Below are 22,539 nucleotides of genomic sequence, written 5' to 3' on the forward strand. Positions count from 1 at the left end.
CGGAGAAATCCGGCAACCTTGGTAACCCGTACGCTGAATAGGTGCTGCAGCATCGTCCCCAGCCGATTCAAAATCCGTTGAGAAGCAGGAAAATACGAAGCTGCGCCTATTCTTGCAATCGAGTCTTGCAATCGAGGCACATGATGGAACACGTTTATCATATCGATGACGGTCTCTTCCGCCAGGTTGACGGACCGCAGGGCTGCGATGTCGTCGAGCAGAGTAAGCTCTGACCAGGGCGCGGTTTGGATAATTCAAACCCTGCCCTTGACGTCTTGAACAGAGCTGGCGGCGTCGGCCGGGAGGATTGAACAAGGCTTGCGAGGTCGACAGAGGCAACCATGAAAATCGCGCGTCCACCGCCGAGCTGTACCCATTTCCAAACCACGGAGCTGCCGTGCGCCACATGCGGCAAGCCGATGAAGCTGACCCTCATCGAACCAAGCAGCTCCCACATCGAACTGCGCACGTTCGAATGCGCGGGGTGCGACACAGGCGCCAGCTTTTTGATGGCTATTTAGGCGGCGTCACCTCGTGGCCACTTCAACCCGACGGGCAAATCACCAAAGCTCTGTCCCGCCCCGCTTAGTCGCGGATCATTGCGATCAGCTTGAAGTCCTTGTCGAGCTTGATGTCGTACTGCCCATCCCTGCATTTGGCGTCATCGACTTCAAAATAGCTGCTGGCCTCGGTTTCCTTTTCCATCTTGCCACCCGTGCAGCCAAGGCCTTCCAGGACAGCCTTGATCTTCTCGGCCTCGGCCGGTGTCACGGGGGTGTCAGCAAGCGCGAAAGTGCTGCTTGCAAGCGCAGCAGCGAACGCCGTCAAGAAGAGCTTCTTCATCGGTGCATTCTCTCCAATTGAGCAAACGAAACCAGCCTGCCCCAGGTTTGTTCCAACAATCGTAGGCGTCAGGAGGAACCCACATACGCGCCCGGGAGATCGCTTCACGGCACACGCTCGGCCGCTCGCCACAAACAACGGTATTGAGGACGCTGCCTGCGTGTTATCGTCCAAAAAAAAGAGGCCTGAAAGGGAGCAAGTAATGCGCGGACGGCGTGTAGTGATGGATTCGCTGGTGTCGAACGGCGTGAGCCACATCTTCGGCAATCCCGGGACGACAGAAACGCCGTTGCTGGACAGTCTGATGAGCTATCCGCAGATCGAATATGTCATGACCCTCCATGAGGGCGTGGCGGTCGGCGCGGCGAGTTTCCATGCGCAGGCCACCGGCCGCGCGGCTGTGGCCAATCTCCACGTCGCGCCGGGGCTCGGCAATGCCATCGGCGCGATCTACGGCGCGCTCAAGGCCAATTCGCCTGTCGTCGTGACCGCCGGCCAGCAGGATACGCGCATGCGGCTGGCCAACCCGGTGCTGGGCCACGACCTCGTCGCCATGGCGGCGCCGGTCACCAAATGGAGCGTGCAGGTGGAACGTGCGGATGAGCTCGCGCCCGTGCTGCGGCGCGCTTTCAAGGTCGCGACCGATGCGCCCAGGGGACCCGTCTTCGTCTCGCTTCCGATCGACGTGCTGGAGCAGGAAACCAATGTCGGGGCGATCGCGTCAGATAAATTGTGGCGCTCGCCACAACCGGACCCCGCCGGGATCGAGGAATTGGCCTCGCTTCTTCTGAAATCGCAGCGCCCCGCGATCGTCGCCGGCGATGACGTCGCCCGATCAGGGGCCTCTCAAGCGCTCGTCGCGCTGGCGGAGGCGATCGGCGCGCCGGTGTGGTTCGAAGGGTTGCGCGCCCATGCGCCGTTTCCGACCAGCCATCCGAGTTATCGCCAATCGCTCCCGGCCGACGCCGCGCAGGTTCGTAAAGCCTTATCGGATGCCGATCTCGTCTTGCTGCTGGGCGGGCCGTTCTTCGAGGACATCTGGTATGCGGAAGGCAGCCATTTCCCCGACGGCGCCGTTGTTGTCCAGATCGAGGAATCGCCCGAGCGTCTGGCGTTCAATCACCGCCTCGACGGCGGCATCGTCGGCAACATGGCGGCCAGCATCGCCTCACTGGCTGACATCATAAGCAGCCGGCAAAGCGCCGCATTCAGGCTCGCCGCAGAGCGCCGCAATCAGGCGTTGGCCGAGTTGAGCGCCCGCGACCGGGAGGCGTACCGGGCGCGGCTGGAGAAAGCCTGGAACCGCGAGCCAAGCTCGATGGCACGGGTGACGGCCGAGCTTCGGCGGGGGCTGCCTGACAATGTCGTCATCGTGGACGAAAGCATCACCGCCAGCCTCGACCTGGCGCGATCGTTCGATTATCGCGGCTTCGGTGATTATTTCGGCGGTCGCGGCGGCGGCATCGGTCAGGGATTTTCCGGCGCGATCGGGGTGAAGGTCGCGATGCCGGATCGCCCGGTGGTCGCCGTCTCCGGCGACGGCTCGGCGATGTACAGCATTCAGGCGCTGTGGACCGCAGCCCACCACAAGCTTGCGATCGTGTTCGTCATTCTTTCAAACCGGGAGTATCGCATCCTCAAGCATAACGTGGACGTCTGGCGACAGAACTTCGAGGCGGGAACGCAGCATCCCTATCAGCAGATGGACCTGACGGGACCGGATCTCGATTTTGTGCATCTGGCGGCCGGCATGGGCGTCGAAGGCACACGGGTCGAGAAGGCCGGCGACATTGCCGCGGTCATGGAGCGAGCCATTGCGGGAAATCGCCCCTATCTCGTCGAGATCGAGATCGAAGGAAAGCGGTGATGCGGCAGTGCGCTGAGGGTTATCCCCTCTGCTAGCGTGCCGTTGGCGGCGGCTTCTGCACCGTCGGCGCGGCGGCGGCCAGAATGTCCGCGCGTACACCCGTCCGCGGCGGATAGATCCGCTGCCGGTTGATAATCTGCTTGGTCGCCTTGGCAGCCGCGCCGGAGGCGTGCAGCTGGCGATCCCATCCGACGGTGTGCAGCGCTCCCCAGGCTCCGAGGTCCAGCACGGTGACATACCAATCGATGTCAAGCGGAAGCATCGGCTGCCCAAGCAAATCGGCGACAACGTTGTTTCCGGCAAAGCGGCCCATCGGCCTCGCGAACTGGCAGGACATCACGGTGGCATGTTCGCCGTCCACGACGCAGGAAGCCACGTCGCCGGCGGCAAAGATGTTTGTCGCACCGGTGAGGCGCATGAACTGATCCACGTGGAGACGGCCGAGCCGATCCCGCTCGACATCAATTGTTTGCGCCACCGGGCTTGCCCGCATCCCGCCGCACCACACCACCGTCCGCGTCGGGATGACTTCGCCGGAGCTCAGCGTGACGGTATTCGCATCGATCGCCGTGACCCTTGCGTTGAGCCGCGTTTCCACACCCAGCGCCGCCAGCGCTTCACCGACGATCGGGCGCGCTTGTTCTCCGAGTGTCACGCCAACAACGGGGTTGGGATCAACAAGAATAATGCGTCGCTCGCCGGTGAGGCCTGCCTTTTCAAGCTTGCCCGGCATCTCGGTCGCGACTTCGATGCCGGTAAAACCCGCGCCGACGATGACCACCGTGGCGCAGCCTCCGGCATCCGCCTGCCCGCCCAATGCGGCAAGGTGCGCCTCGAGCCGGACGGCCGCCGCATAACTGTCCACGTCGAAGCCACAGGCCGCCAGCCCCGGTATCGCGGGGCGCGCGAGCTGGCTGCCGAGCGTCAGCACCAGCCGATCGTAGGCGATGACCTCGCTGCCGCCATTCGTGGTGACGCTCACGCGCTGCTTGACGGGATCGACCGCCCTCACCTCGGCAACCCTGTGATCGACGCCGACCGGGTCGAGCAGTTCGGCGAGCCGTATCGCCGCCTCGCCGATGTCGACTTCGTAATTGCGAACCCTGATGTTGTGGTAGGGGTTGCGGTCGACGACCAGTATCTCGACATCCGCCGCCGGCGCGCCGATCTGGTCGCGCTTGCGCGCCGCACCCAGGGCGGCCCAGAGCCCCGCGAAGCCAGCACCGAGGACAACAATGCGCGGCATCTGATTTTCCCGAACGTTCGGCTTGAGCTAATCGTGTGAGAGAAGCGGAATCAAGTGTGTTGGGCCAAATCCCGTCAGTTTGGCGACTCCGCTTGCTACTCATTCCCGTTTGATGTTGGCCGCCAAAACCACCTTCCTCCATTTCTTGACCTAGTCCGAGATTAGTTTGGCGAATCGGCGGGGGATCCGCCAAGAGCCGTGCCGCCCAGACTGGCAAGCTTCACCTGCAAATCCAAATTAGCTTGAGTGATACCTGATTGAGGCAGCAGCCGATTACCGCATGCTGAGGCTGGGCTACGCGGTTTTGACTTCCGCGTACCGCGGCAAACTGGTAAGATTTAGGTCGAACCTGCTCACGGAATGCGACGAAGCCGATCACGCCACTTTATGTGAAGTGATGCGCAATGGTTCCGAAAACCCAATACGCAAAGAGCGGTGATGTTCGCATCGCCTATCAGGTCGTCGGCGAAGGGCCGTTCGACCTCGTGTTCGTTCCTGGTTTCATTTCGAACCTCGACGTCGCCTGGGAGGAGCCATATCGGGCGCGGGTTTGGACCCGCTTGGCGGCCTTCGCCCGCCTGATCATGTTCGACAAGCGCGGCACCGGGCTTTCCGACAGAACAGTTGGTGTGCCAACCCTCGAAGAGCGCATGGACGATGTTCGCGCGGTCATGGATGCCGCGGGCTCGCAACAGGCTGCCCTGTTCGGCATCTCCGAAGGTGGCGCGATGTCAGTCTTGTTCGCAGCAACCTACCCGGAGCGCACCCGAGCGTTGGTCCTGTACGGCACCTATGGCCACTTCCTCTCGTGGGTTATACCCCCGGACAGGATAGATGCCGCCCTGGAACGCTTGGAGAAAAATTGGGGCACCGGCGAGAGCCTCCGTTTGTTCGCCCCCAGTGTGGCATCCGATGAGACGTTCAAGCTGTCATGGGCCCGTTTTGAACGCCTGGGTGCAAGTCCCTCCGCAGTTGTCGCGCTTATGCGAATGAACAGCGAAATCGATGTGCGTCCAATCCTTCCGTCGATCCGGGTGCCGACGTTCATCATACATCGACAAGGGGACGTTCGCGTCAACGTTGAAGCGGGGCGGTTCATGGCCCGGCAAATCCCAAACGCGAAATATCTCGAGTTGCCCGGCAGCGATCACATGTTGTGGACTGGCGCGACAGAACGGATATTGGATGAGGTCGAAGAATTTCTGACAGGCTCGCGGTCCGCAATCGAATCTGATCGCGTGCTCGCGACGGTTCTGTTCACTGACATTGTGAACTCAACCAAGCGTGCCGAGAAGATCGGAGATCGTGCATGGCATGATGTGCTGGATCGGCACAACGCGCTCGTGCGGCGGGAGATTTCGCGACATCGAGGGCATGAGGTGAGAACAATGGGAGACGGCTTCCTGGCAACCTTTGACGGGCCGGCTCGGTCAATCCGGTGCGCTCTGGCGATCAATGAAGGCGTTGAAGCTCTTGGACTGCAGGTAAGGGCCGGCCTTCACACCGGCGAGGTCGAAATGGCCGATGACGATCTGAGCGGAATTGCGGTCCACATTGCATCGCGTGTCGCGACGATGGCAAAGCCCGGGCAAGTTCTGGTGTCGAATACAGTCCGTGATCTTGTCGCAGGATCAAACATCAGGTTTCATGACGAAGGTAGTCATTCCCTAAAAGGCCTCACAGAAACGGTCAGATTGTTCGCGGCCGAACGTTAGTAGTGCAAAGCGGTTGCGGCTATATCGAAGACTTTACCCGGGCGCGCCATTCATTCCGTACCAACCGCACCGCAACCATTCTCAACGGAATAGCCGCTCAACAACCGCATGCGCGAGGAAGTTCCGGGAACCTTAGCCATTACGGCCTGTTGGTTTCGAGCAATCAGACCAGATTCCCGCTTCGACATTTTCGGCTGGGCAGCGTGGACTACGGCCATAGAGTTATGGCGAGGTCGGGCGGAGAAATCCGGCAACCTTGGTAACCCGCACGCTGAATAGATGCTGCAGCATTGTCCCCAGCCGATTCAAAATCCGTTGAGCAGCAGGAAAATCCGAAGCTGCGGCCTACTCTCGCAATCGAGGCACATGATGCAACACGCTTATCATATCGACGACGATGTCTTCCGCCAGGTTGACGGACCGCAGGGCCGCGATGTCGTCGAGCAGAGCAATGTCTATACGATCCTCGCACTGCTGCCCGTGGAGGCCGACGGGCGCCTTCGATATCGCGTCAAGAGCAAGGAAGAGAATTTTGAGCGGATCGTGACCGAAGAAGCGCTAAGTCGCTTGAGCTAGCGGCCTGCCGTCCCGTGCAATACAGAGCCCACATTCTTTGAGTATTGGCAGCGGCATCGACATCGCTATCGCATCGACCGCAGCTTCAGAAAACGATAGCGCGACACTCCAAGTCTGATCAGACATTGAAAATGCTGGCGGCACTTTCGACCGGTCTATGCCTTTCGGTTTACGGCGTTGCGAAAAGACGATCGGGTCTCGCCAATTCGACCGGGGCAACGCTCTCGCTCGCCGTGCTTGGGTTCAGAATTCGCGACCTGAACTCATAATCGCGCGGCCCACCAACTATCCCGTTCAACGCAGCCCGAGAAAGCTGGCGACGACGAGAATGACGACGATGACGCCGATGATATAGAAAATGTTCATGGTGTACTCCTATTGAAGCACGCGCGATTTCAGCATGAAAGCGCGGCGCTCCAACAAGGAACGTTCCTGTCTGCAAGTAGGTTCCAACGGCCAGGGAAGCTATTCGGCGACGAGGTGGTCAATTTTATACAGGCAGACGACGTCAATGAGCAGCGCGCATCAAAAGCGACCGAGATGACAGGGCTGCAGCGAAGACGCCGACCCGTCCTTGTTCAATGCTTGGTTTCGAGCCGATCAACCTGACCGGTACACGTCCGCGCCATCTGCAGCAGATACGGCTTGAGCGCCGGGCCAACTCTCACGCGATGCCCGACTTGGGTCCGGAATGCGCAGCAAAGCGGACGTCCGTAGACCATCCTGAATTTTTGGATTCACGCAATAACTCACCTACGCGCTCCGCGAACTGAGTCGCCTCGTACGCAATAGCGATCTCGATACGGCGGCTGCGACAAAATAACCCGACGGGCAAATCAGTTCTGGTTTTCGGAAATCATGTCAAGCCCTAAATTTCCGAAAATCAAAAATATTCCCCTTTCCTTCGATCCAAATCACCGGCACATTCTGCCCATCCCGTCCCACTCAGAGGGGCGTTGGCCATCGTCACAACGAGGGGCGGGTCGCGGTGGACGCCTGGTTCACGTCTGACGACGGCGTGGATTAAGCGTACGGCAAAACCGTGTGGTCCTGGCGCCCGTTGCAGGCGTCAAGCTGTCGGAGAGGCGTGAGCGGAAACGGCAGTGACGGAGTCAACCAAGAACTCGTCTCCGGGGAGAGCACGGCATAAGCCGTAAAGCCATTGCGCAGGGAATGTCGGATGTTCTCCGCTGCCCTGTATGCTCATGTGCAGCATTTTTTGTGCTAACCGCACATGAGACCGCGGGTGCAGCGCGCATCCGGCATTCCCTGCGCCCTCTGATTCCTCGGAGGGTCGAACGGACGCAAACCTTGGGCGTATCGCGCCGCGAGAACGCGGATTCACATCCTCCGCTGTTCGACATGTAAGTCCGAATCGCCAAGGGCGCCCGGTCAATCGGGCTCGACCTGCCGGGCCCCGTATTCCAGCCGGGACCACGGCGAGCCGGCTTGCCGAGCGAAGGGAGACACTATGAACAACGGACAATATGACAGAACGGCATTCTGTTCGCCCAAGCCCTTGACCAACGGCGGATTCATCGGTTGAGATGCAACCATGTTCCGGGGCAAATCCATCCTGCTGATCCTTGCGCTCACGGCGCCGTCGCTGGCGTCGGCGCAGACCATCAGCTTTGGCGAGGGGGCCGCCATTCTCGGCAAGAGCTGCGCCCCCGACATCACCGCCAATTGCCGCGGCGTCAACATCGACTCCACCCGCCTGAAGGAGTGTCTCTATCGCAACCAGGACGTGATGTCGGCGGCGTGCAAGACCGATTATCCCCGGGCGTTCGATGCGATCCAGAAACGCATCGCGGCGCGTGCCACCGTCGGGCGGGAGTGCGAGTTCGAAGTGGTCAAGAAGTGCGGCGGCAAGGGACGCGAGGTGTTCAAGTCCCTGGCTTGCCTGCTGGCGTTGCCGACCGTGAGCGCGCGATGCACCAAGTCCATCGCCGATGTCGGCTACCGGGCGCAGGACGACGTCGCAACCAAGCTCAGCGGGCTGGAAACACCGCTGGAGCTGGATATCCCCGCGCTGCGCCAGCAAGTCCTCGAGCGCTCGAAACAACGGGGCAAGAACGAACCCCCGCCGAACAAAAGGCCGCCGATCGCGCCCGAACTGAGCAAGCTGCCGAGCTTCAATGTCGACATCCAGTTCGACACCGACACCCCGATCGTGCGGCCGGAATCCTATCAGACCATCGGACGGCTGGCCGATACGCTGGTCAACTCCGCATTGCTGAACTACACGTTCCTGATCGTCGGCCATGTCGAATCGACCGGCAGGCGCGACCACAACGTCTTCCTCAGCCAGCGCCGCGCCGACGCGATCCGCGACATCCTGGTCAACACCTTCAAGATATCGGCGAAGCGGCTGCAGTCGGTCGGACTGGGCGAGGAGCAACTGCTCGATCCCGCCCGTCCCAATGGACCCGTCAATGCGCAGACGCAGATCATGACGCTGGCGAAGGTGCCCGAGCAGGCCGAGCCGGCCGCGGCGGCAAAAGGCGCGGCTGCGAAAAAACCGGCCAAGAAAAAGCAGTAGCAAGAGATTATAATTCCATTCGCCGATTGCGAAGCGGCCCGCGCATTCCTATCTGAAAGTTCCCGCTGCCCCCGCCCGCGCTAACGCGGCCGCAGCGCTGCGCCATCTCAGTTGCCACAATTTCAGATCAGACTGCGACCATGCTCTCCATGTCCCCGATCATTTCCGTCGCCAACCTGTCCAAGACCTATGGTTCGGGTTTCAAGGCGCTGAACGGCATCAATCTGGATATCCGCCGCGGCGAGATTTTCGCGCTGCTGGGACCGAACGGCGCCGGCAAGACCACGCTTATATCGATCATCTGCGGCATCGCGAACTTGAGCGAAGGCCGCGTCACCGTCGACGGCCACGACATCAACAAGGATTACCGCGCCGCACGCTCGCTGATCGGGCTGGTGCCGCAGGAACTGCACACCGACGCCTTCGAATCGGTGTGGGCGACCGTGAGCTTCAGCCGCGGCCTGTTCGGCAAGCCGAAGAACCCCGCCCATATCGAGAAGGTGCTCAAAGACCTGTCGCTGTGGGACAAGAAGGATTCCAAGATCGTCACGCTGTCCGGCGGCATGAAGCGCCGCGTCATGATCGCAAAGGCGCTGTCGCACGAGCCGCAGATCCTGTTCCTCGACGAGCCGACCGCGGGCGTCGACGTCGAACTGCGCAAGGGCATGTGGGAAGTGGTGCGCACCCTGCAGGCCTCCGGCGTCACCATCATCCTGACCACGCATTACATCGAAGAGGCCGAGGAGATGGCCGACCGCATCGGCGTCATCAACAAGGGCGAGATCATCCTGGTCGAAGACAAGGCCGGGCTGATGCAAAAACTCGGCAAGAAGCATCTCAAGCTGTATTTGCAGAGCAAGGTCGAGGCGATCCCTGAGGCGCTTGCCGCCTACAATCTCGAACTGTCCGAGGACGGCCGCGCGGTGACCTATAATTACGACACCAAGGGCGACCGCACCGGCATCACCAGCCTGCTCAGCGACCTCCGTAACGCCGGCATCCGCATCTCCGACCTCGACACGACGCAATCGTCGCTCGAAGACATCTTCGTCAGCCTGGTGAGGGCACCATGAACTGGCGGGCCGTTCAAGCCATCTATCTGTTCGAAATGGCGCGCACCTGGCGCACGCTGCTGCAGAGCATCGTCTCGCCGGTCGTTTCCACCTCGCTGTATTTCGTGGTGTTCGGCGCCGCGATCGGCTCGCGCATCACCGAGGTCGACGGCGTCAGCTACGGCACCTTCATCGTGCCGGGACTGGTGATGCTGTCGGTCTTGACACAGAGCATCGCCAACGCCTCGTTCGGCATCTACTTTCCGAAATTCGTCGGCACGATCTATGAACTGCTGTCGGCGCCGGTGTCGTATTTCGAGATCGTGCTAGGTTACGTCGGCGCCGCCGCAACCAAGTCGATCATCCTCGGCCTGATCATCCTCGCCACCGCCGCCCTGTTCGTGCCGCTGCACATCATGCATCCCTGGTGGATGCTGACCTTCCTGGTGCTGACGGCGGTGACCTTCAGCCTGTTCGGCTTCATCATCGGCATCTGGGCCGACGGTTTCGAAAAACTGCAGATGATCCCGATGCTGGTGGTGACGCCGCTGACCTTCCTCGGCGGCAGCTTCTATTCGGTGAACATGCTGCCATCGGGCTGGCGCACCATCACGCTGCTCAATCCGGTGGTCTATCTGATCTCCGGCTTCCGCTGGAGTTTCTACGAAATCGCCGACGTCAGCGTCGGCTTAAGCCTCGGCATGACGCTGGGCTTCCTCGCGGTGTGCATGGTGATGGTGTGGTGGATCTTCAGGACGGGGTACCGGCTCAAGAATTGACGGACTCCCCCGCCCGCTCGCGAAAAAGTCAGCACTATCAGCGTGATTCAGCCCCCTCTCCGCCTTGTTTGCGCCGTGGGGCACATTAACGATGGGTCCGCAGGCCGCTGGAACGGCGACCGGATTCCGGGCATATTGGATGCCGGGGGACGGAGAGCCGCTTCGCTTGCATTCATGGCGCTGCGGTAAAACGGCCTGGAGGCCAAAGTGAAATTGCGTTCCTTCCTCGTTGCCGTCACCGGCCTGATGTTGTTCATGACCAGCGCCGCGCAGGCCAAAGTCGCCATCACCGTCGACAAGGATAGCCAGCAGATGACCGTCGCCGTCGACGGCGTCGAGCGCTATCGCTGGCCGGTGTCGAGCGGCCTTCCCTCCTATGAAACGCCGAACGGCAGCTTCCGCGCCTTCCGCATGGAAGCGGATCACTATTCCAAGGAATTTGACGAAGCGCCGATGCCGCATTCGATCTTCTTCACGAAGGTCGGCCACGCCATTCACGGCACCGATTCGGTCAACCGGCTCGGCTCTCCGGCTTCGCATGGCTGCGTGCGGCTGTCGCGCGACAACGCCGCGAAGCTCTATGCGCTGGTGCAGGAGCAAGGCGTGCTCAACACCACGGTGACGCTGACCGGCTCATCCCAGGTCGCCTTGGCGCGCAATCCGCGGCCGCGCACCAACGCCGTCGCACGCCGTGCTCCGGCGCAGCAATATGAGCAGCAATCCAACGCCGCTGGTGATCCCGTCGTGATCACGCCGCAGCCCGGCATGGCGCCGCAGGGTCGCGCCGAGGACGGCTACATCTATCCGGCCGACGGCAGTTCCAGCGAGGCGCGTTATCCGGCGCCGCGCGATCGCCGCCTCTACGGCGCCCAGGCCTATCCGCAGCCGCAGCCGCAATATTATGACAACCGCGGCTACGCGCCGGCGCCGCAGGGCTATTACCAGCCGCAGCCGCAGCCATATTACCAGCGGCGCGGGCTGTTCACCTATCAGGATTGATCGAGACTTGCGGTTGCAACGGTGGCCGCGACGCCTGCCATGTGTCGTGAAGCAGCATCCCGCTGGCCATCGCCACGACGAACACAATCACGCCCGGCGACAGCGTCGCCAGGCTCTCCAGCGCCGGTCCCGGGCACAATCCGACGAGACCCCATCCTACTCCGAACATTCCTGCGCCCAGCACCAGCGGCGCATCGATGTCGGATTTGCGCGGCCAGAAATACTGCCCGGCCAGCACCGGCCGCGCGCGCTGCCTTGCCAGCATGAAGCCGGGAGTGGCGACAGCCAATGCCGCCGCCATCACCACGGCGAGGCTCGGATCCCACGCGCCAAAGATATCGAGGAATGCGAGCACTTTGGTCGGCTGCACCATTCCCGAGACGAGCAGGCCGGTTCCGAAGATCAGGCCACACAACAACGGCGCGATGATCCGCGATATGATTTCCATGGCTCAGCCTCCCAACATGTGGCGGGTGACGGCCACGGTGATAACCGCCGTCACCATAAAGACGATGGTCGCCGCGATCGAGCGCACCGACAGCCGTCCAATCCCGCAAATGCCGTGACCGGAGGTGCAGCCGCCGCCGAGCCGCGTGCCGAAACCGACCAATAGCCCCGCCGCCACGATGACGGCCCAGTTCGCCGGCAGCTTGGGTGTCGCCATGCCGTAGCCGATCCATCCGGCGATAACGGGAACCAGCATCAGCCCAGCGATGAAGGCGATGCGCCAGGCCTTGTCTTCGCTCCTGATATTCAGGAGCCCCGCAAAGATGCCACTGATGCCGGCGATCCGGCCGGTCAGCAGCATCAGCAGCACGGCGGAAAGGCCGATCAGCGCTCCGCCGATCGCGGCCGACACGGGAGTGAAATTGGCCATGGCGAAATTCCGTTCGTTTGGAAAGCGCGCCGAACCATAAACCTGCAACGAATTATCGCAATGGGCCTATTGGTCGCCGTCGCGCATCCGGCGCCAAACGGCCCCCAGCACGTTGGAGTAATCGTCGGTCCAGACCCGCTGGTGGTCTTCGGCCTCGGTCTCGGCCCATTTGTCCGATGACGCGAGCGCGCCAACATCCGCCTCGTGCCGCGCCGACACCACCACCGAGGTCGAGAAGATGTACTCACTGTCGCGGCCGGAATCCTCGCTGTAGACCCAACTCTTCATGTCGTTGGCGTCGGCAATGCCGACGACGACGCTGGACAGCTCCAGATGCCGGTTGGAAACGTGCATCGCGACCACACCCTGCGGCGCGAGCTTTTCCTTGTAGATCTCCATCGCCTCTTCGGTCGCCAGATGAATCGGAATTGCATCCGACGAATAGGCGTCGACGATGATCAGGTCGTAGACACCGTTCGGTTCGCGCGCGAAGGTCAGCCGCGCATCGCCGATCACCGGCTTCAGGTCCGGCTCGCACTTGCTGATATAGGTGAAATATTTCGGATCGCGCGCGGTATCGACCATCGTCTGGTCGATCTCGAAGAACTTCCAGTCCTCGCCCGGCAACGAGGCGCAGGTCAGCGTGCCCGAGCCAAGCCCGATCACCGCAACCCGCAGCGCGGCCCCTTTCCGCTCCCGCACCGCCGTGATCGCCTGCCCGATGCCGCCATCCTTGTGGTAGTAGGTGATCGGCTCGGGCCGGCCGATCACTGGCGTGCCGTCATCGTTCTTGAATTTTTCGGCGCCGTGGATCGTGGTGCCGTGCATCAGCACATGATACTGGCCGTTCGACGTCACCACGATCTTGTGGACGCCGAAGAAGCTGCGCACGGTCTCCACCCGCCCGTCGTCGGAAGGGTAGGCGCGCAGCAGCACCAGCGCCACCACCACGGTTGCAAAGATCTTCCAGCGGCTGGCGTTCAGCCCAAGTGCCAGCAATGCCGAGAGCACGCCGACCGCGCCGATCATCCAGACGCGGTGATCGTCGAGCCAGTGCATGACCTTGCCTGGTGACCAGGACGGTGCGATCAGCGCCACCGCCAGCACGGCGAGGAACGGCCAGTACCAATCGCTCCAGCTCGGCAACCGTTCGTTACCCGTCGGCCGGCACAACGCCGCCAGTGCCAGCAGGATCGGATATTCGGCGATCCAGGAAAAGGTGAAGGGGGCGATCAGGCCCGCGAAGAGGCCGCCGACCATACCGCCGAACGACAGCGCGACATAGAAGCCGGTGAGATACTTGGCGGCCGGCCGCGTCCGCGCCAGTTCGCCATGGCAGGCCATCGCGATGACGAAGAAACACAATTGGTGTCCGCCGAGCGTCAGCAGCAAATTCTGCTCGCCGCCGAAGGCCAGCAGCACGACGACGCCGGCGATCGCCAGCGGCTGCGCCAGCAACATCCATTTGTGCGGCAGCAGCGGCCGCGACTGGAACACCAGCACCCAGGTCAACAGATACAGCGACAGCGGCAGCACCCATAACAGAGGAGCCGCGGCGACGTCGGTGGAGATATGCGCTGTCACCGCGATCAGCAGACCCGACGGCACCGCTGCGAGGAAAATCCAGCGCGCGCGCGTCATCCATGACGGCGCCGGCGCATCCGCATCGTCGGCAGGCATGTTCAGGTCAGCTGCATTGGCCGGCGAACGCAGCAGCAACATTGCGCAGCTTGCGATCAGCACGATCAGCACGCCATAGCCGCAAGTCCATATCAGGTTTTGCGCGCGGAGCGTAAACATGGGCTCCAGCAGCACCGGATAGGACAACAGCGCCAGGAAACTGCCGATGTTCGAGGACGCATAGAGAAAGTAGGGATCGGGCCCGCTGGGATGGCCGGTGCGGACGAACCAGGCCTGCAGCAGCGGGTTGTTGGCGGCGAGCGCAAAGAACGGCAGCCCGATCGATACCGCAAAGAGACCCAATAGCCAGACCGCATAGCCAGAATTCGGCGGCTCGCCCCAGCCGCTCGAGATCGACAGCGGCAGCGTCAGCATGGCAACGACGAGCAACACCAGATGCACGGCCACAGGGACGGCGCGGTTGCGGAGCTGCATCAGAAAATGCGCATAGGCATAGCCGCCCAGCAGCAGCGACTGAAAGAACACCATCGCCACCGACCACACCGCCGGCGAGCCGCCGAGACGCGGCAGCACCATCTTGGTAAACAGCGGCTGCACCGAGAACAGCAGCAGCGCGCTGACGAAGATCGCCGCGGTGTAGACCACCAGAACCATCCGGTTCCGGGAATCGGACGACAGGTCCGTGGCGGCGGACGGTTCAGAAAGGCTCATGAGAGCTCCGGCATGGACCCGGCGGGCGCCGGAGGGCGGATTCTTGGCGACAGGGCGCCGCGAGAGCGCAATGGAGCATAAGGTACCTGCGTCGGCAATGCAGGCCGGGACGTCAAATCCCTCATTTGATGCTGTGCGGACATTCACATCTTCGCTATGGAGGAACGTCATTCCGGGGCGCGCGAAAGCGCGAACCCGGAATCTCGAGATTCCGGCGAACCATCCCGGAATGACCACACAGATCTTGAAGCGCACATGAACGAAACGGACGTCGTCATCATCGGTGCGGGGCATAACGGCCTCACCTGCGCGGCCTATCTCGCGATGGCCGGCCTGCGCGTGAAGCTGGTCGAGCGCCGCAAGGTGGTCGGCGGCGCCGCCGTAACCGAGGAATTCCACCCGGGATTCCGCAATTCGGTGGCCGCCTACACCGTCAGCCTGCTCAACCCGCAGATCATCGCCGATTTGAAGCTGGCCGAGCACGGCCTGCGCATCGTTGAACGCCGCGCGCAGAATTTCCTGCCCGCGCCCGATGGCAGCTATCTCCTCACCGGCGAGGGCCGCACCCGGGATTCAGTCACCAGATTGAGCCCACGCGACGCCGATCGCATCGATGCGTTCGCACACGAGCTGGAGGGCATTGCGGATGTATTGCGGCAACTGGTGCTACGCGCCCCGCCGAACATCGTCGAAGGCTTCAGCCTCGGCGCCATCCGCGAGACTTTCAATGCGCTCGGCACCGCCAGTATCCTGAAAAAGCTGTCGCTGGAACAGCAGCGCAGCCTGCTCGATCTGTTCACACGCTCGGCCGGCGAGATGTTGGACGAGCGCTTCGGGAGCGACCTGGTAAAAGCGCTGTTCGGCTTCGACGCCATCGTCGGCAATTACGCCAGCCCCTACGCGGCAGGCTCGGCTTACGTGATGCTGCACCATGCGTTCGGCGAGGTGAACGGCAAAAAGGGCGTGTGGGGCCACGCCATCGGCGGCATGGGCGCGATCACGCAGGCGATGGCGCGCGCGGCGCGCGGCCATGGCGCCGACATCGAACTCGATGCCGGCGTGCGCGAGGTGATTGTCGAAGGCGGCCGCGCGGTTGGTGTCATCCTCGACAATGGAAAGACCGTGCGCGCGAAATACGTCGTCTCCGGCGTCAATCCGAAATTGCTCTACACGCGGCTGGTGCCACGAGAAGCGCTGGCGCCGGAATTCCTCGCTCGCATCACCCACTGGCGCAACGGCTCCGGCACCTTCCGGATGAATGTGGCGCTGACCGCCCTGCCCTCGTTCACGGCGCTGCCGGGCGAAGGCGATCATCTCACGGCCGGGATCATCCTCGCCCCCAGTCTCGATTACATGGACCGCGCCTGGCAGGACGCCCGCGAGCGGGGCTGGAGCCGCGAGCCGGTGGTCGAGTTGTTGATCCCCTCGACGCTCGATGATTCGCTCTGCCCACCCGGCCAGCATGTCGCGAGCCTGTTCTGCCAACACGTCGCGCCGCAATTGCCGGACGGAAAATCGTGGGACGACCATCGCGAGGAAGTGGCCGACCTGATGATCGCGACGGTGGACAAATATGCGCCGGGCTTTGCGGGAAGCGTCGTCGGCCGACAGGTGCTGTCGCCGCTCGATCTGGAGCGCCAGTTCGGTCTGCTCGGTGGCGACATCTTTCACGGCGCGCTGACGCTGAACCAGTTGTTCTCGGCGCGGCCGATGCTGGGCCATGCCGATTACCGCGGGCCGCTGAAGGGCCTTTACCATTGCGGCTCGGGCGCCCATCCCGGCGGCGGCGTCACCGGCGCCCCCGGCCACAACGCCGCCAAGGCGATCCTGGGCGATCACCGCGCGCTGTTTGGTTGAGGGGCGCAACACCGCTACCGGTGCCGCGCCCTGCTCGGTGGCTAGATGGCGTCGTAGGCTTCGGTCGGAAGCACCCGCGCGGTCTGCATCATCGCCAGCGGCGAGATCGTCTCCATCGCGGACTGCTGGCGCTCTTCAGCCGACGGATAGCTGACGAAAGCGCACAACGCACACATGACTGCAATAACTGCCGTAATCCTGGCCATTTCAAATTTCCCCCTTGTTATATTTATTTACGGCACCGATCCTGGCATGCGCCCGTTTAACGCCGGGTTCCCGCATCCCCGGTCGCGGCGCCGATCAGCAAACGCTGTGAATCGGCGGTGAATTGGCTAACAAGCCTTGAAAATTGCGATCGCTTCCGCCGTGGACAAGGTGTGGAAAAACCGTTGGACCACCGGTGGAGAAACTGATGCATCGGCGGTGCAAACCGGCAGTGCTGGCCTGTGGAAGCCTCCTGTATGTTCCGGTGCATGACCTTGTGGATAAGCGTTGCGTCAAGGGTCGATAAACTGTGCAAGCGCGACCGCACGCCAGGCGGCGACCGCTCAATCAATCAGGGAATGAGGCGATGGGTGTCCTCGACGCAATTAGGAGAGTGGTTCTTATGCTGGAAATGGGGCTGGCAAGATCAGCCATGATTGAGGTACTTCAGAGAGGCCACGGAACCGGTTCCGCCGGCCGCCGCCAGTGGTAGGTTCTCCCGACCTTACGAACTGAAACTTGCTTAAGTTTGAGCCTTCCCGCTGTTTTCTCGTGGTTCCCCAATGACCTCCACCCCTGCTACCTCCCGTGCGGCCTTCGCGGTCGGCACTGAGACCGCCGCCAAGCTAGTTGTCGATATACTTACCGAAGTCTTTCTTGAGGGGCAGGCCGCCATCGCCGCGTTTGAAGGTCCGGGCGGCCGCTGGGATGTCTCCATGCATTTTGCCGTCGCGCCGGATCAGGCGCTGGTGCGCGAACTCGTCACCAACGCCGCCGGCGCAGACATCGCCAAGAATATCGCCTTCGACACGGTCGAGGCCAAGGACTGGGTCAAGGCCACGCTCGAGGACCTCGTCCCGGTCCCGGCCGGGCGTTTTGTCGTGCACGGCCACCACGACCGCGCGCGAGTGCCATCCAACAAGATCGGCATCGAGATCGAGGCGGCGCTGGCGTTCGGCACCGGCCACCACGGAACCACGCGCGGCTGCCTGCTGCTGCTCGATCATGTCCTCAAAGCGCACCGCCCTCGGCGCGTGCTCGACCTCGGCACCGGCACCGGCGTGCTGGCGATCGCGGCGGCCAAGGCGCTGCAGGAGAACGTGCTGGCCAGCGACATCGATCCGCTCTCGGTGCGGGTTGCGCAGGAGAACGCCCGGCTGAACGTGTCAGGGCATCTGGTGCAGGCGATCCCTGCCACCGGCTTCTCGGCGCCGCAATTCGCGCAGGCCGGCCCGTTCGATCTGGTGCTGGCGAATATCCTCGCCAATCCGTTGCGGCAATTGGCAACGCCGATGGCGCGGCATCTGGCACCATCGGCGCTGGTTATCCTGTCGGGACTGCTGACGCCGCAAGCGGCTTCGGTGATCGCCGCTTATCGTGCGCGGGGCATGGTCCCGGTGCGGCATCTGCGCATCGAAGGCTGGAGCAGCCTGCTGCTGCGCAACGTGGGCTAGAAACTCATTTAGTTTTGACGCGTTTTCTTCACGCGAACCGGATCCACTTCGCTCGAAAACGCTCCTATTCAGGGGGCTTGTAGCGGGCGATGACGCCCTTCTCTTCTTCCTGCTTTGTGCGTTTGACCCGCGCCTCGACGAACCGGTCCAGTATCTGAACGATGACGCCACGCTGCTTCTTGTTGGCGATCGGAGGGGCTGGGCCGCGGCGGACGGGCGGCGAGATCTTCTCAAACATAAAGGCAGGCATCGTGTATCCCCTCTTCGTTGAGATGAAACACTCCTGGAATTTCCCCTGGTAGCATCACGTGAACGGCTTGCCCGGCAAACCGTTCCGTCCGATCTAACGCGGACATGGATATTGAAGCACAGATTATGCCAAATTATGGCTATGTTGTGCGGACCTGCACCCAACCCCTGAGTGACCCGGCCATGTTCGAAGCCCATTTCCAGACATTCGAAGACCTCGAAAGCGGCGTGGCGCTGGCCGCACGGCTGGCCGCCTTCCGCGAGGAACTGGCGCGGCGCAAGCTGACGGGATTCGTGATTCCCCGCGCCGATCAGCAGCAAAATGAATATGTGCCGCCGTCGGAAGAGCGGCTGGCCTGGCTCACCGGCTTCACCGGCTCGGCCGGCATGGCCGCCGTCCTGACCAAGGAAGCCGCTGTTTTCGTCGATGGCCGCTACACGCTGCAGGCCGCCAAGCAGGTCGACCGCAAGGCCTGGCATATCGAGCCGCTGGCCGATCCGCCGCCGGAGCACTGGCTGGCCAAGCATCTTAGCCCCGGCGATCGCCTCGGTTTTGACCCATGGCTGCACACGTCGGCGGCAGCCGAGCGGCTGGCGGCGGCCTGCGCCAAGGCCGGCGCGGAGCTGGTCGCGGTGGACAACAACCCGCTCCACGCGGTGTGGACCGAACGCCCCGCCCCGCCGCTCGGCCCGGTCGCCATTCATGGCGCGCAGTTTTCCGGCGAGATCGAAGCCGAGAAGCTCAAGCGCATCCGGCTGGAGATCGTAAAACTCGGCGTCGATGCGCTGGTGCTGTCGGATTCGCACGCGGTGGCCTGGAGCTTCAACATCCGCGGCGCCGACGTCTCGCACACGCCGCTGCCGTTGTCCTACGCGCTGGTGCCGAAGGACGGCCGTCCCACCATCTTCATCGACCACCGCAAGCTCTCGAACCTGACGCGCGACCATCTCGAACAATCCGCCGACGTCCGCGAGCCCGACGCGCTGACGCCGATGCTGACCGAACTCGCGCAAAAGGGCGCCGCAGTCGCCCTCGACAGCGCCACCGCGGCCGATGCGTTGAGCCGCATGATCGCATCCGCCGGCGGCAAGCCGGTGCGCGGCAACGATCCTGTCAGTCTCTTGAAGGCGGTGAAGAACATCACCGAGATCGAAGGCACCCGCACCGCGCATCGGCGCGACGCGGTGGCGCTGACGCGGTTTCTGGCCTGGATCGACCGCGAGGCGCCGTCGGGCGCGCTGACCGAGATCGACACCGTCGAGGCGCTGGAGACCTTCCGCCGCCAGACCTGCGCCCTGAAGGACGTTTCGTTTCCGACCATCGCCGGCACCGGGCCGAACGGCGCCATCGTGCACTACCGCGTCACCCGCAAGAGCAACCGGCGGATTTCGTCCGGCGACCTGCTGCTGATCGATTCCGGCGCGCAATATGAAGACGGCACCACCGACGTCACCCGCACCATCGCGATCGGCGAGCCGACGGACGAAATGCGCGACCGCTTCACCCGCGTGCTGCGCGGCCATATCGCGATCGCGCGCGCGGTATTCCCCGACGGCACCACCGGCGCCCAGCTCGACAGCTTCGCGCGGCAATATCTTTGGGCCGCCGGTCTCGATTTCGAGCACGGCACCGGCCACGGCGTCGGCAGCTATCTCTCGGTGCATGAGGGTCCGGCGCGGATTTCCAAGCTCGGCACCACGCCGCTGAAGCGCGGCATGATCCTGTCCAACGAACCCGGCTACTACAAGACCGACGCTTACGGTATCCGGATCGAGAATCTCGAACTTGTCGTCGGCACCGACGTTGCCGGCGCCGAAAAGCCGATCAACGCGTTCGAGACGCTGACGCTGGCCCCGATCGACCGCCGCCTGATCGACGTGCACATGCTGAGCCCGACCGAACTGAAATGGCTGAACGACTACCACGAGCGCGTCAACCGCGAGGTACGACCGCACCTCGATGACAACGCGACCAAGCTGTGGCTGGACGACGCGACGGCCGCGCTGCTGCCGCTTTAATAGTCGCCCCGTCTCTCCGACTGTCGTCCCCCGCGAAGGCGGGGGACCCAGTACGCCGCGGCTTATCCGCATATAACTCCGGCCTCTGGAATACTGGATCATCCGCCTTCGCGGATGATGACAGTTGGGGTTGTTGCACGAGACGAAACATCACCATGCCGCCTCCCGATCCCGGCATAGCCGCATGCCGAAACGGCCGTATTCGCCGTGAGCCATCCCGCTACAGTCCCATTCACACAACTGGATCGGACCTGAATGCATGGCGTGATGGGCAAACCGCCCGGTGCTGCTGGCGACACCGGCGGCATCGCGACGTCGAAGATGATGCTGCTGATGCTCGTCGCGATGACGGGCGTCGCCCCGATCTCGCTGTACCTGCTGGTGCCGGCGCTGCCCGTGCTGGCAACGACGTTCGGGCGCGATATTTCGATCGCGCAGATGACGGTGTCGCTGTTCATGGTCGGCATCGCCTGCTCGCAGATCATCATGGGGCCGCTGTCGGACCGCTTCGGGCGCCGCCCGGTGCTGCTGTGCGGGCTCGCTTTGATGGTCGCGGCGAGCGTTGGCTGCATCTTCGCCGAAACCCTGCCGCAACTGATCGCCGCGCGCTTTTTGCAGGCGCTTGGCGGCGCCACCGGCATGGTGGTCAGCCGCGCCATCATCCGCGATCTCTACAGCCGCGACCGCATCAGCTCCATGATCAGCCTCGTCATTGCGGTCATGATGATCGCGCAGATGCTGAGCCCGTTGACCGGCGGCCTGCTGGAAACCGCGTTCGGCTGGCGCGCGATCTTCTATCTGATCACCGCGGCTTCGCTGACGATCACGGTAGGCATCGCGATCATGCTGCCGGAAACCCGCCGCGAGCGCGCCGCCGGCAGCAGCTTTCGCCGCGACATCGGCGGCCTCATCACGTCGCGGGCGTTCATCGGCTACGCATTGTGCCAGGTGCTGGCCTCGCAGATCATCTTCACCTTCGCCGGCGGCGGGCCCTATGTCGTGGTCACGCAAATGGGCCGCACCAGCGCCGAATACGGCGCGTGGTTTGCGACAACCGGCTTCGCCTATCTGGTCGGCAATCTCTTCTGCGTGCGCTTTTCGCCGCGCTATCAGCTGGAGAAGCTGATCTGGTTCGGGCTGGCGCTGCAGCTCGGCGGCAGCCTGCTCAATCTGGTGTGGAGTCTTGCGGGAACCAACCAGGCGCCGTCGTTCCTGTTCGGCACCCAGATGATCGTGATGTTCGCCAATGCCTTCGTGATGTCGAATTCGGCGGCCGGCGCGCTCAGCGTCCGCCCCGAAGCCGCCGGCACCGCATCCGGCGCGATGGGATTTTTGCAGATGGGGATCGGCTCGCTGGTGTCGCAGTTCGGCGCCTATCTCGGCGGCCATTCCGCCACGACACTGCCGCTCACCGCCGCGATCTTCGCGATCTCGATCGCCTGCGCCTCGACCATGATCTTCATCGTGCCGCGCAGGAAGGTGCCGTAAGCCAGGCGGACGAGGAAGAACGGGGATGCTGTGAGACGATTCAATGAACGGCGCCACACTCGTCGTCCCGGGCTTGACCCGGGACCCATACCGCGTGATCTCTCGATGAAGATGCGGTAACAGAGACCGTTCGCAAAACTTCTTCCTGTGGCTATGGGTCCCGGGTCAAGCCCGGGACGACAGCGTATTTGTTTTTGCACTGTACTGAACACACCTTCGCATTCTCGCGACGCGATGCGCCCGAGGTTTGCCAGAAACTTCCCGCCCTCTCATAGAGAGGGCGCAGGGAAGACCGGGTGCGCGCTGCACCCGCGGTCTCGTGTGCGGTTAGCACAAAACAAAATGCACACGAGCATACAGGGCAGCGGAGAACACCCGGCCTTCCCTGCGCAATGGCTTTACGGCTTATGCCGTGATCTC

The 22,539-nt window shown here is 62.7% G+C and carries 17 protein-coding genes and 1 pseudogene; 11 read left to right on the plus strand and 7 right to left on the minus strand.

The window, feature by feature from the left end; translation table 11 throughout:
• Window positions 1-585: 585 nt before the first annotated feature.
• Entirely contained in the window at window positions 586-771 is a 186-nt protein-coding gene (locus tag JQ600_RS18020) for a hypothetical protein (protein ID WP_249135943.1), read from the minus strand.
• Between JQ600_RS18020 and JQ600_RS18025 the strand changes: the two genes are divergently transcribed.
• A complete protein-coding gene (locus JQ600_RS18025; RefSeq protein ID WP_249135944.1) occupies window positions 743-2,710 on the plus strand; it encodes a thiamine pyrophosphate-binding protein in 1,968 nt (655 codons plus the stop codon). The genes JQ600_RS18020 and JQ600_RS18025 overlap by 29 nt on opposite strands.
• A gap of 31 nt (window positions 2,711-2,741) precedes the next feature.
• On the opposite strand, the gene JQ600_RS18030 is transcribed toward JQ600_RS18025, so the two are convergent.
• Window positions 2,742-3,956: an NAD(P)/FAD-dependent oxidoreductase gene (locus tag JQ600_RS18030; RefSeq protein ID WP_212389970.1), complete on the minus strand. Its 1,215-nt coding sequence runs from the start codon at window positions 3,954-3,956 to the stop codon at window positions 2,742-2,744.
• A gap of 404 nt (window positions 3,957-4,360) precedes the next feature.
• Here JQ600_RS18030 and JQ600_RS18035 point away from each other — a divergent pair, with 404 nt between their 5' ends.
• From JQ600_RS18035 to JQ600_RS18060, 6 genes are all read left to right on the plus strand, one after another.
• A complete protein-coding gene (locus JQ600_RS18035) occupies window positions 4,361-5,671 on the plus strand; it encodes an adenylate/guanylate cyclase domain-containing protein (RefSeq protein WP_212389971.1) in 1,311 nt (436 codons plus the stop codon).
• A gap of 369 nt (window positions 5,672-6,040) precedes the next feature.
• Window positions 6,041-6,247 (plus strand): hypothetical protein, encoded by a 207-nt coding sequence (locus JQ600_RS18040; protein ID WP_212270330.1) that lies wholly within the window; start codon window positions 6,041-6,043, stop codon window positions 6,245-6,247.
• 1,912 nt (window positions 6,248-8,159) lie between these two features.
• A complete protein-coding gene (locus JQ600_RS18045; RefSeq protein WP_249133188.1) occupies window positions 8,160-8,789 on the plus strand; it encodes an OmpA family protein in 630 nt (209 codons plus the stop codon).
• Between the two features lie 149 nt (window positions 8,790-8,938).
• Window positions 8,939-9,862, plus strand: a complete 924-nt coding sequence (locus JQ600_RS18050) for an ABC transporter ATP-binding protein (protein ID WP_212392402.1) — start codon at window positions 8,939-8,941, stop codon at window positions 9,860-9,862.
• Window positions 9,859-10,620 carry an ABC transporter permease gene (locus JQ600_RS18055; protein ID WP_212270329.1) on the plus strand — a complete coding sequence of 254 codons (762 nt, stop codon included), beginning with the start codon at window positions 9,859-9,861 and terminating at the stop codon, window positions 10,618-10,620. Before JQ600_RS18050 ends, JQ600_RS18055 begins: the two co-directional genes overlap by 4 nt.
• A 213-nt stretch (window positions 10,621-10,833) precedes the next feature.
• Complete coding sequence (locus JQ600_RS18060; RefSeq protein ID WP_249133189.1) at window positions 10,834-11,619, plus strand: L,D-transpeptidase; 786 nt, start codon at window positions 10,834-10,836, stop codon at window positions 11,617-11,619.
• Here the strand turns inward: JQ600_RS18060 and JQ600_RS18065 are convergent.
• The 3 genes from JQ600_RS18065 to JQ600_RS18075 form a co-directional block, all read right to left on the minus strand.
• Entirely contained in the window at window positions 11,603-12,067 is a 465-nt protein-coding gene (locus tag JQ600_RS18065) for a DUF6691 family protein (RefSeq protein ID WP_212392394.1), read from the minus strand. The genes JQ600_RS18060 and JQ600_RS18065 overlap by 17 nt on opposite strands.
• A gap of 3 nt (window positions 12,068-12,070) precedes the next feature.
• Window positions 12,071-12,496, minus strand: coding sequence for a YeeE/YedE family protein (locus tag JQ600_RS18070; RefSeq protein ID WP_212392395.1), 426 nt, complete (start codon window positions 12,494-12,496; stop codon window positions 12,071-12,073).
• A gap of 66 nt (window positions 12,497-12,562) precedes the next feature.
• Window positions 12,563-14,848, minus strand: a complete 2,286-nt coding sequence (locus tag JQ600_RS18075; RefSeq protein ID WP_212392396.1) for a spermidine synthase — start codon at window positions 14,846-14,848, stop codon at window positions 12,563-12,565.
• A gap of 255 nt (window positions 14,849-15,103) precedes the next feature.
• On the opposite strand from JQ600_RS18075, the gene JQ600_RS18080 reads away from it, so the two are divergent.
• Complete coding sequence (locus JQ600_RS18080) at window positions 15,104-16,705, plus strand: NAD(P)/FAD-dependent oxidoreductase (protein ID WP_212392397.1); 1,602 nt, start codon at window positions 15,104-15,106, stop codon at window positions 16,703-16,705.
• A gap of 41 nt (window positions 16,706-16,746) precedes the next feature.
• Here the strand turns inward: JQ600_RS18080 and JQ600_RS18085 are convergent, their stop codons facing one another.
• Window positions 16,747-16,911, minus strand: coding sequence for a hypothetical protein (locus JQ600_RS18085; RefSeq protein ID WP_212392398.1), 165 nt, complete (start codon window positions 16,909-16,911; stop codon window positions 16,747-16,749).
• A 561-nt stretch (window positions 16,912-17,472) separates the two neighbouring features.
• Between JQ600_RS18085 and JQ600_RS18090 the strand changes: the two genes are divergently transcribed.
• A complete protein-coding gene (locus tag JQ600_RS18090; RefSeq protein WP_212392399.1) occupies window positions 17,473-18,363 on the plus strand; it encodes a 50S ribosomal protein L11 methyltransferase in 891 nt (296 codons plus the stop codon).
• Window positions 18,364-18,427: 64 nt separating this feature from the next.
• Here the strand turns inward: JQ600_RS18090 and JQ600_RS18095 are convergent, their stop codons facing one another.
• Window positions 18,428-18,613 carry a hypothetical protein gene (locus tag JQ600_RS18095; RefSeq protein ID WP_212270322.1) on the minus strand — a complete coding sequence of 62 codons (186 nt, stop codon included), beginning with the start codon at window positions 18,611-18,613 and terminating at the stop codon, window positions 18,428-18,430.
• 182 nt (window positions 18,614-18,795) lie between these two features.
• Here JQ600_RS18095 and JQ600_RS18100 point away from each other — a divergent pair, with 182 nt between their 5' ends.
• Both JQ600_RS18100 and JQ600_RS18105 read left to right on the plus strand, forming a co-directional pair.
• Window positions 18,796-20,631, plus strand: coding sequence for an aminopeptidase P family protein (locus JQ600_RS18100; protein WP_212392400.1), 1,836 nt, complete (start codon window positions 18,796-18,798; stop codon window positions 20,629-20,631).
• Between the two features lie 255 nt (window positions 20,632-20,886).
• A pseudogene (locus JQ600_RS18105) lies at window positions 20,887-22,166 on the plus strand (multidrug effflux MFS transporter).
• The last annotated feature ends 373 nt before the right edge of the window (window positions 22,167-22,539 follow it).

The sequence above is a fragment of the Bradyrhizobium sp. AUGA SZCCT0176 genome (assembly GCF_018130145.1).
Classification (GTDB): domain Bacteria; phylum Pseudomonadota; class Alphaproteobacteria; order Rhizobiales; family Xanthobacteraceae; genus Bradyrhizobium.